The following is an 8,814-nucleotide window of genomic DNA, read 5'->3' as shown; positions in this document are numbered from 1 at the left end:
TGGGTTATTAGGGTTGGTGGTGGAAAAGAAGAAGGTTGGCGGGCGTGTGACAGTGGTCATGGGTATCTCCCCCGAGATAAACCTGTATTAGAAGAAGTGTTCTAAACATAATCCTTGCGGCTACCACCACGCATGGCTATAGCTAGTGGTGAATTCCCGTCAAGTCGTTACTATAAACGGGGGTAGCCACCATGCGTTAGTCAGGACATTCGACGCCAACCAACGAAAAATCCCACCAACGTGGAATCTATTCGTAGCGCACGTCACCACGTGCAACGTCCTTGCGCCCATGAACAATGAAGTAGACCACAGAAGCAACCAGCATCAAAGCCGCCAGCATCCAGTACATGGCGGAGTATCCCGTCGCGGAGATGACCTGTCCCAGCAGAATCGGGCCGAAGCCGATGCCTAGGTCCAGCAGCAAGAAGAAGGTCGAGATGCCCGCACCCATCTCGTGCATCGGCACCAGGCGCACAGCGATAGCCTGACCCGCCGGCAGGATCGAGCCATATCCGATGCCCACCAAGGCGCCCGCCGCAACAATCTGCCAATCCGCACCAGCCGAAGCCAGGACAGCCAGACCAGCAATAAAGAAGACGAGCGAGGAGTAGATGATGGTGTTGTCACCGCGACGATCCTGCAGCTTGCCCAGCACGAAACGCAGGATGAGGCTCACCACCGCATAGGCCAAGAAGAAATAGCTAGCCCCCTTCTCCAGACCGGCGTGAGAGGAGTAACCATTCAGGAAGGTAATGATGCCTGTATAAGCAACACCGACCAAAAGGATGAAAACTCCAAATGGCGCCACCGACGGGTGCACAATATTCCCCAAGGAGAAGGAGACGCTTCGACGCTCCTGCGCCGGCGCCTTGACGACGAGCCCCAGCCCCAAGGCCACCACCGTCAGCGTCAACGCCACTAGAAACACGGAGTTATAGCCGGCGTTGTGGACAATCGCTAAACCTGCCGCCGGACCAAAAGCGGTGGCCAGCGTCGTCCCCAAGGCGAAGTATCCCGTTCCCTCTGCGCGACGATGGTCCGGGATAACCGATTGCGCCACAGCCATCACAGCCGTCGATGCCACCGCATAGCCGAAGCCGTGCACGATACGGACAGCAAACAATAGTGGCAGTGACTGAGCTGGGAAATACAGCGCCATCGCCACAGTGACCACGATGAGGGAGATGACCAGCGAGCGCTTCCGCCCAGCAGCATCCACAATGTAGCCCGAAAAGAGGCGAGCAATCGTCGCCCCCACCACGAAGGCGCTTGAGGCAAACCCGCCCGCTGTGTCCGAGGCCTGGAACTGCTCGACGGCATAGAGTGCCATGATGGTCACGAGTAGATAAAAGACCGTAAATTGGGCAAAATTTACCAACCACGCGAACACAAATGTCGGCGTGATAAGGGAACGGGATTCAGAGGACGTTTGAGACACCTTCTTCGACAGCGTATGGAATTAAGACTTCCACACGCTACCAAAGATCAGAGATACTTTCGAATCCCACTTTCGGAATGTACAGCGCTTGACGACGCCCCTATCCGAACAGTTTCCGCAGGTAGGACGAACCGAATTTCCACTCCGGATCCATCTTTTCGCGCAGCTCGCAGAACTCATCAAATCTTGTATAAAGTTGAGCAAAGTCCTTCCGGGACAGGGAGTTCATCTTGCCCCAGTGCGGGCGCCCACCCGCTGCGCGGAAGATCGGCTCCAGCTTGGGCATATAGTCCTGCGGGTTGAGCGCACGTGGGATGTGGAAGGCAATGTACATCGATTCGCGGCCCGATGCCGTTGACAGTGCAACGTCATCCGCGGCCGTCGTGCGCAGCTCCATCGGAAACCCGATGCGCCAATCCTGCTCGTCGATGAAGCGGCGGATCTCGCGGACGGTGGCGGGGCCGTCGGCAAGCGGCACTGCGTACTCCATCTCGTGGAAGCGAACCCGGCGCGGGCTGACGAACACGTCGTGAGCAGCTGAACGGTAGCGGTTATGAGAGATAACCGAGGTGGCGAACTTGTTGAGCGTCGGAATCGTCCCCGGAATAAGACGCCCTAGAGCCAGGGCTGCGGCGAAGGCGCCATTGCCGATGAGCTCATCGTCGATAAGCGCCTTAAGGCGTGAGCGGCGCTCCCCGTTCGGCTCTAAGCGCGTGTTGGCTTTGACCATCGCTCGGTCGGTGTGCGGGAACCAGTAGGACTCGAGGTGGTCGACGCCCCGAGAGAGCTCCTCCCAGTTATCCATCAGCTCATCGAAGGCAATGCCAGATTCTTCCGCCAGCAGGTCGAAGGCGTCCACACACTGCATTTCGACTTCAACAACCACGCCGAGCGCGCCGACGCTGACGACCACGAGGCGAAGGAGTTCTGGGTCTTCGTCGATGGAATAGCTGCGGGTGTTGCCGTCGGCGTCGATAAGCGTCAGCCCAGTGACCGTCCCCGCAAAGCCCGTGTAATTGATGCCGGTGCCGTGGGTCGAGGTCGAAATCGCGCCCGCCAGCGATTGCGGGTCCACATCACCCTGGTTAGCCAGGGCAAGCCCGAAGGGGCGCAGGAGCTTGGGCACGTCCCGCAAGCGAGTGCCTGCCAGGAAACGGACGCGCTTGCGCTGCTTATCGACGCTCACCAGACCACTCACGTGATCGAGATTGAGCATCGTCTCCTCCCCCGCCGCAATGGGAGTGAAAGAGTGACCAGCGCCCACAGCACGCACGCTGCGGGAGCGGCTAATAATTCCAGGGATCTCGTCTATGCGGGAGGGCTGTACAAACTCCTGCGGTTTCGTGGTGACCGATCCTGCCCAATTGCTAAATGTGGTTGTCATCGGAGTGTCCATCCTTGTCCTCTATAGGTATCCCATACATCAACGCCGTCTTCTCCAACGGCCACTAGGCGGTCGACGTTTTCTGTCATTTCGCCGGCCTTGGCGTGACGGAACCACACCAAGTCCTCGACATTCATATCCATGCCTCGGAGAGGCGTCTGCACCTCACCGGCACCCTCCGTGCTGGAATAGCTCAGCCCTGCCGGCCACACCGGAACCGGAACGCGATCCTTCGCGGGTGGTCCGGAGGCAATCCAGCCTCCGGAGTTGACCGTGGCCCAGCCCGGCGCGGGAACGCGGGAGACCTGGCAAACGAAGAACGCTGCTGCCTTGTGGTTGATGCCGGTGAAGTCATCAAAAATCGCCGGCGTGTAGAAACCGGAGCCAGCGGCCAGCTCGGTCAAGGTTCCTTCGGCCGCGGATTCTTGGAGACTGCCCGTGCCGCCGCCGTTGACGAATTCGATGTCCGCTATCTCCCGCGCGACCTCCACGCAAGCACGGCGCCGCGGGGCCAGGTCCGCCATGGACTTGGTGCGCAGCCAGCGCTTGACTGCCCCCACCGACCCCGGCAGGCCATCCGCGACGGATGCCACTTGACCCTCATAGGCCATGAGTCCGACAAGCCGGTGCCCGCGCCGAAGAATCTCGCGCGCCAATACTGAGACCTGTTCCGGCGTGCGCACAGGTGAGCGCCGCGGGCCGATGACCGCCCCCGGCACGTGGAGGGTGCAATCAATGTCGATGGCCACGCGCAGGGAACCCTCGAGCAGGGCTAAGAGCTCGATACTATCCACCATGATGGTGATGGCCTCGCGCGCGGTGCCATCCGCTGCAAGCTCACGCAGGGCCTTGCGGTTGACGCTCGGATAAGCCACCACAATGTCGCGGAAGCCCTCTCCCACCAGATGCAGAGCCTCTGGAACGGAATAGGCGAGGATGCCACGGTAGCCCTCGTGCTCGAGGGCGCGACGAAGTGCTGCCACGCTGCGGATCGACTTCGAGGCCACGCGGATGGGTAGTCCTCCGGCGCGAGTCGGCATCTGTGCAGCGTTGTAGTCAAACGCGGCGAGGTCAATAACGCCTACGGGCGCTGGGTTTTCTCCAGATCTGACGAGCGGCTCAACGGCCGCGCGCACCTGGGCCTGTGGAGTAGTCGCGAGGATTGGCATAGCGTTATCCTAACCACGATTAATTTAGTTTGTGAGACAAATCTCGAAAAATCTATAGCGCCCTCGCATATTTTTGGGACAATAGACCGCATGAAGACCTTCACTCAGACCCGTCTGCCCCATCGAGTGCTCAATTTCTTAGACACGGACCCCGCCCGCGATGTTCGCGGCACGGGTGAGCAGCACCAGGCTCACGCGCCTTTTAGCGGTGAGGATCTCTTTAGCTTCCCTGTCGCCACTGCCGGGGACGTCGAGAAAGCCGTCAACTATGCGCGCGCCGGCGTTGGCCAAGGTGACCGCGCCGCCATCCTGCTGCGCCTGCACGACCTCGTTCAGGAGAACGAGGAGCTCATCCTCGACCTCATCCAGGCAGAAAACGGCAAGTCCCGCTCCCATGCCTATGACGAGCTGATGGATCTGTATAACTGCGCGCGCTTCTACGCGGTCAATATCCGCAAAGCTTTCGGCGCTGACCGCCACCCCGGCGCGCTTCCCGTGCTGACTAAGACCCGCACCCAGCATTACCCACTGGGCGTGGTGGGGCTAATCTCTCCGTGGAACTATCCCCTGTCCCTCGGTGTTGGCGATGTTCTGGCAGCCCTCTCGGCTGGTAATGCCGTGGTGCACAAGCCGGATTCTCAGACCACGCTAACGGCGATTCTGCTGAGGCGCCTAGCCATCGAGGCGGGCCTTCCGGAGGCTGCCTGGCAGCTGGTTCCCGGCCGCGGAGCGGAAGTGGGCGATGCCCTCGTTCCCCTGGTGGATGGCCTTTCCTTTACCGGTTCCACCAAGGCTGGCAAGTCCATCGCTACCCAGGCTGCGGGGCGCCTCATCCCCACCATGCTGGAGCTGGGTGGCAAGAACCCGATGCTGGTGCTTGACGACGCCCCCCTTAAGTCCACCGCCCAAGGTGCGGTGCGCACTGCATTTTCTTCCTCCGGCCAGCTGTGCATGTCCGCCGAGCGCGCCTATGTGCACGAGAGCGTCTTTGAGGAGTTCCTCGTCGAACTCGCGAACGCTCTGGACCAGCAGGTGCTCGGCGCGGCCTTCTCCGATGCCGCGACGATCGGCTCGCTGACCTCGCAACGCCAGCTCGATGCAGTAGTTGCCCACGTCAAGGACGCCGTCTCCAAGGGCGCCACCGTGGTTTATGGCGGAAAGGCCCGGCCGGACCTTGGGCCCTACTTCTACGAGCCCACCGTGCTGACTGGTGTGACCCCAGAGATGGATCTCTATGCCACCGAAACCTTCGGCCCAGTGCTCGCGGTGTATGCGGTGAGTTCCGACGCCGAGGCCATTCAGCTCGCCAACGACACCTCCTACGGCCTATCCGCATCGGTGTGGTCCGGAAATTCCCGCCGCGCATGGAAGGTGGCCTCCCAGCTGGAAGCCGGCATGGTCAACATCAACGAAGGCTTCGCCGCCGCGTATGGTTCCATCGCCGCACCCGGTGGCGGCGTCAAGGAGTCTGGCCTGAACCACCGCCACGGTATTACCGGCATGCGCCTGTGGGCCAATGAGCGCACCGTGGCCGAGCAACGCCTACACCCGCTTGCGCCCTCGGAGTACATCTCCCCGGAGCGCTTCCGTCAGCTGGTGTCCACCGGCATGCAGCTGATGAAGACCTTCCGACTCTAACCTAAACAGCAATGAAGGAACTTACCCGCGATGAGCTTCTCGCTCGTCGGCTCATTGCTCAAGGCCTTGCACCATCGGCGGCGCGGCCGACTCTGGCGTCGGCCCTCGATGTTGCCGAGCATCTGCTCGCCCTCCAGGGCCAGACCTACAATGCCGGCGTTCGTGCGCTCTCCTTGCGAGCTGAGTGTGACGAATACTTGCTGGGCTATGCCAACAAGGAATGGATTATCCCCGATGAGATCCGCAATGATGTCCTGACCAAGAACGGTCTCAGTTGGCCGTGGGTAATGGAAGGCGGACGCGGCGTGGCCAGCTTGCGTTAGCTGCAAGCGTTACGGCATTCGCAAAATGCGGCGATGAACCGTTCCAGCGGGCTCGACGTGGATAAAGACCTCAGCGCCGGGGAATAGCTCGTCGATGGCGTCCTCGATTCTGTCGGCAACAGTGTGCGAGTGCAGCACTGTCCACTGGCCGGGAACATCCATCGTGAGATACACCAAGCGGTTGCGGCCCGAAGCAACGGTACGACGCGACGTGATCTCCACGTCATGACGCTCCTCCAGTTCGTTAAGGAGGGCATCAAGCTGCGCATGCTCTTCCTTAGGCAGGGACTCCGACAACAGGGAGCTCAGTGATTCTTTGAGCAACTTGTAGCCAGTCCACAAAATATTGAGGCCCACGGCAAACGCGATGACTGGGTCGAGCCACAACCAATCCGTGAGGCTGACCGCGCCGATGCCGAGGAGGACGCCGACGGACGTCCAGACGTCGGTAAGCAGATGCTTTCCGTCCGCCTGCAAAGTGGCCGAACGATGCTGCCTGCCCGCGCGCACAAGCAGAAGGCCCACGCCCAGGTTAAGTAAGGAAGCCACGAGCGACAGCAGGAGGCCAAGCCCAGGTTGCTCCAGCGGCTGCGGATCCAGAAGTCGGCGAATGGCTGTGTAGATAATCATCGCTGCAGCGACGAAGATCATCACACCCTCGACCAGCGCGGACACATACTCGGCCTTGCCGTGACCGAACTGATGGTTCGCATCGGCCGGCTTTGCCGCAATTTTGATAGCCACAAACCCCACAACGGCGGCAACGAGGTTAACGCCGGATTCGAGGGCGTCGGAAAGAAAGCCCACAGATCCCGTCACCGCGGCAGCGATGACCTTGAGCGCAATCGTGGCCACTGCGGTGGTGATAGAGAGCTTCATAAAGCGCTCGAGCAGTAGTTGCTCTGAGCTAAGAGAAGACAACTAAAAACTCCTTCGGTTCGGGTGCGGACCGAAGGTCTCGTTCACGCCGCAGGCAATGCAAACGCTGGCTGGCCGGGCGGAAAAGCCAGTATGTCGACCAGGCATCTCGGAAAGTATCCGAGGGAACTACTCCCCTTCAGGAATATCTAACAATATAGAGGCCTTACGGCGGAAGCAAGACGCAAAAAGCCGCAGGTTGCGCGCCCGCGGCTTTACTAAACATAAGGTTTAGTGCTGGCTCTCTGCGAATTCCTCAACCAACTTAGCGTTGAAGGCTGGGAGATCGTCCGGGGTACGGGAGGAAACCAGACCCTGGTCGCAGTGAACCTCTTCGTCTACCCAGGTAGCGCCGGCGTTACGCAGGTCGGTCCGCAAGCTGGGGAAAGAAGTAAGGGTACGGCCCTTGAGCACATCGGCATCGGTCAGGATCCAAGCACCGTGGCAAATAACGCCCAGCGGGAGATCCTGGGTGACGTGATTGCGCACAATTTCTACAGCGGACTTGTCCAGACGGAGCATATCCGCATTACCGGTACCACCTGGCAAAATGATGCCGTCGAATGGAGAAGCCAGCCTAACGCGATGTTGACGAGTTCGCTACCCCCGGAGAGAACTCGCCTACCACGTCGCTACACTCGATCGCTTTCGCGTTGGGTGCGCGAGTAGCATGTCGACCGCCCCATCATCACCAAGCAGTTCCTAGCTACTCCTTAGGGACATCCTTACGCTGATTCCCCAGATAGGCGTAAGCAGCGGCTATCAGAGCCTGCGTCGCCGTGGTGAGCGTCGGCTGCAGCTCCGGCGCAAAGCGCGGATTGTGGTTAGGAATTGATGCGCCATCGGTACGCCCGCCAAAGCCCCAGAAACAATAGGGAGCGCCGAAGGCATCGGGGATGCGAGAGAAATCCTCCGAGGCGGTCCACGGCTCCATGTCGAGGACGTTGTCGCTACCCAGAACGTCGATAAGCTGCGCGCGCACCTTTTTGGTCACGTCTTCATCGTTGACGGTAAGGGGGTAATTATCACTCTGCACAAACTCTGGCTCGCGCGGGGACATCACTGCCCGGCACTCTGCCTTAACAATGCGGTGAATTGCCTCTACGATTTGAGCCCTGACGTCCTCGTCATAGGCACGGATGTTGATGCGCAGGGTCGCCGAGTCCGGGATGATGTTTGCCTTCGAACCCGCCTGCAGGGCGCCAACAGTCAACACGGCGAAGTGGTGGGGGGTCGACCTCACGGGAGACAACTGTCTGCAGCCGCAGAACGATGGAGCTGGCCAGCACCACCGGATCGACGCTGAGGTGCGGCATCGAGCCGTGAGAACCGTGGCCATAGACCGTGACGGTGAGTGAGGTCGCTGTAGACAAGACCGGGCCGGGCGCAATCAGCACGCTACCGGCGGGAGCATTCTTATCGATGAAGATGTGCTGACCAAAGGCCACATCGGGCGTGGGGACTCTATCGGTGAGGCCCGCATCCACCATGGACTGCGCGCCCTCAGCGGTCTCCTCGCCCGGCTGGAATAGAGCGACGAATGTACCGGACCACGCATCGGTCGCTTTCGCCAGCGCTTCCGTGGCACCCAACAAGGCGCTCACGTGGGCATCGTGGCCACAAGCATGCATTGCCTCGCCCGAAGCGGAGTAGTCCAGGCCGGTGTCCTCTGTGATGGGCAAGCCGTCGAAATCGGCACGCTCTAGGACAGTCGAACCTACGCCGTTGCGGAGGATGCCGACGACTCCCCCGCCGAATTCCAGCACCTCGACTCCTGGAAATTCCCGGAGCTTATCCGCGATAACACCGCGGGTGCGCTCCTCCTCCATGCTGAGCTCAGGATGCTGGTGCAGATCCTTGTACAGGGCCTCTTGCCACTGCGTGGCCTCTGCTGCGCGGTCTAGGATGTGGGCGATACTCATGCCCACAGCCTACGCGGAGTGG

At 60.4% G+C, this 8,814-nt stretch carries 6 protein-coding genes and 2 pseudogenes; 2 read left to right on the top strand and 6 right to left on the bottom strand.

Annotation, left to right across the window (positions count from 1 at the left end; all coding sequences use genetic code 11):
- Nucleotides 1-247: 247 nt before the first annotated feature.
- The 3 genes from HMPREF2781_RS12080 to HMPREF2781_RS12070 form a co-directional block, all read right to left on the bottom strand.
- Entirely contained in the window at nucleotides 248-1,438 is a 1,191-nt protein-coding gene (locus HMPREF2781_RS12080) for an MFS transporter (RefSeq protein WP_070646355.1), read from the bottom strand.
- A 100-nt stretch (nucleotides 1,439-1,538) separates the two neighbouring features.
- Nucleotides 1,539-2,822, bottom strand: coding sequence for a D-arabinono-1,4-lactone oxidase (locus HMPREF2781_RS12075; RefSeq protein WP_070646352.1), 1,284 nt, complete (start codon nucleotides 2,820-2,822; stop codon nucleotides 1,539-1,541).
- Nucleotides 2,819-3,991, bottom strand: coding sequence for an alanine racemase (locus tag HMPREF2781_RS12070; RefSeq protein WP_070646349.1), 1,173 nt, complete (start codon nucleotides 3,989-3,991; stop codon nucleotides 2,819-2,821). Before HMPREF2781_RS12070 ends, HMPREF2781_RS12075 begins: the two co-directional genes overlap by 4 nt.
- Nucleotides 3,992-4,081: 90 nt before the next feature.
- Here HMPREF2781_RS12070 and HMPREF2781_RS12065 point away from each other — a divergent pair, with 90 nt between their 5' ends.
- On the top strand, nucleotides 4,082-5,629 hold the full coding sequence (locus HMPREF2781_RS12065) for a succinic semialdehyde dehydrogenase (RefSeq protein WP_070646346.1): 1,548 nt from the start codon (nucleotides 4,082-4,084) through the stop codon (nucleotides 5,627-5,629).
- A gap of 11 nt (nucleotides 5,630-5,640) precedes the next feature.
- Nucleotides 5,641-5,952, top strand: a complete 312-nt coding sequence (locus HMPREF2781_RS12060) for a hypothetical protein (RefSeq protein WP_070646343.1) — start codon at nucleotides 5,641-5,643, stop codon at nucleotides 5,950-5,952.
- 9 nt (nucleotides 5,953-5,961) lie between these two features.
- On the opposite strand, the gene HMPREF2781_RS12055 is transcribed toward HMPREF2781_RS12060, so the two are convergent.
- From HMPREF2781_RS12055 to HMPREF2781_RS12045, 3 genes and pseudogenes are all read right to left on the bottom strand, one after another.
- Complete coding sequence (locus tag HMPREF2781_RS12055) at nucleotides 5,962-6,873, bottom strand: cation diffusion facilitator family transporter (protein WP_070447014.1); 912 nt, start codon at nucleotides 6,871-6,873, stop codon at nucleotides 5,962-5,964.
- A gap of 228 nt (nucleotides 6,874-7,101) precedes the next feature.
- Nucleotides 7,102-7,434: pseudogene (locus HMPREF2781_RS12050) on the bottom strand (DJ-1/PfpI family protein); the annotation flags it as partial.
- Between the two features lie 142 nt (nucleotides 7,435-7,576).
- Nucleotides 7,577-8,792: pseudogene (locus HMPREF2781_RS12045) on the bottom strand (amidohydrolase).
- Between the last annotated feature and the right edge of the window lie 22 nt (nucleotides 8,793-8,814).

Source organism: Corynebacterium sp. HMSC062A03, assembly GCF_001811145.1.
Taxonomy (GTDB): domain Bacteria; phylum Actinomycetota; class Actinomycetes; order Mycobacteriales; family Mycobacteriaceae; genus Corynebacterium; species Corynebacterium aurimucosum.
Note: the sequence above shows the minus strand (reverse complement) of the source record. Positions and strands in the feature narration are given on the sequence as shown.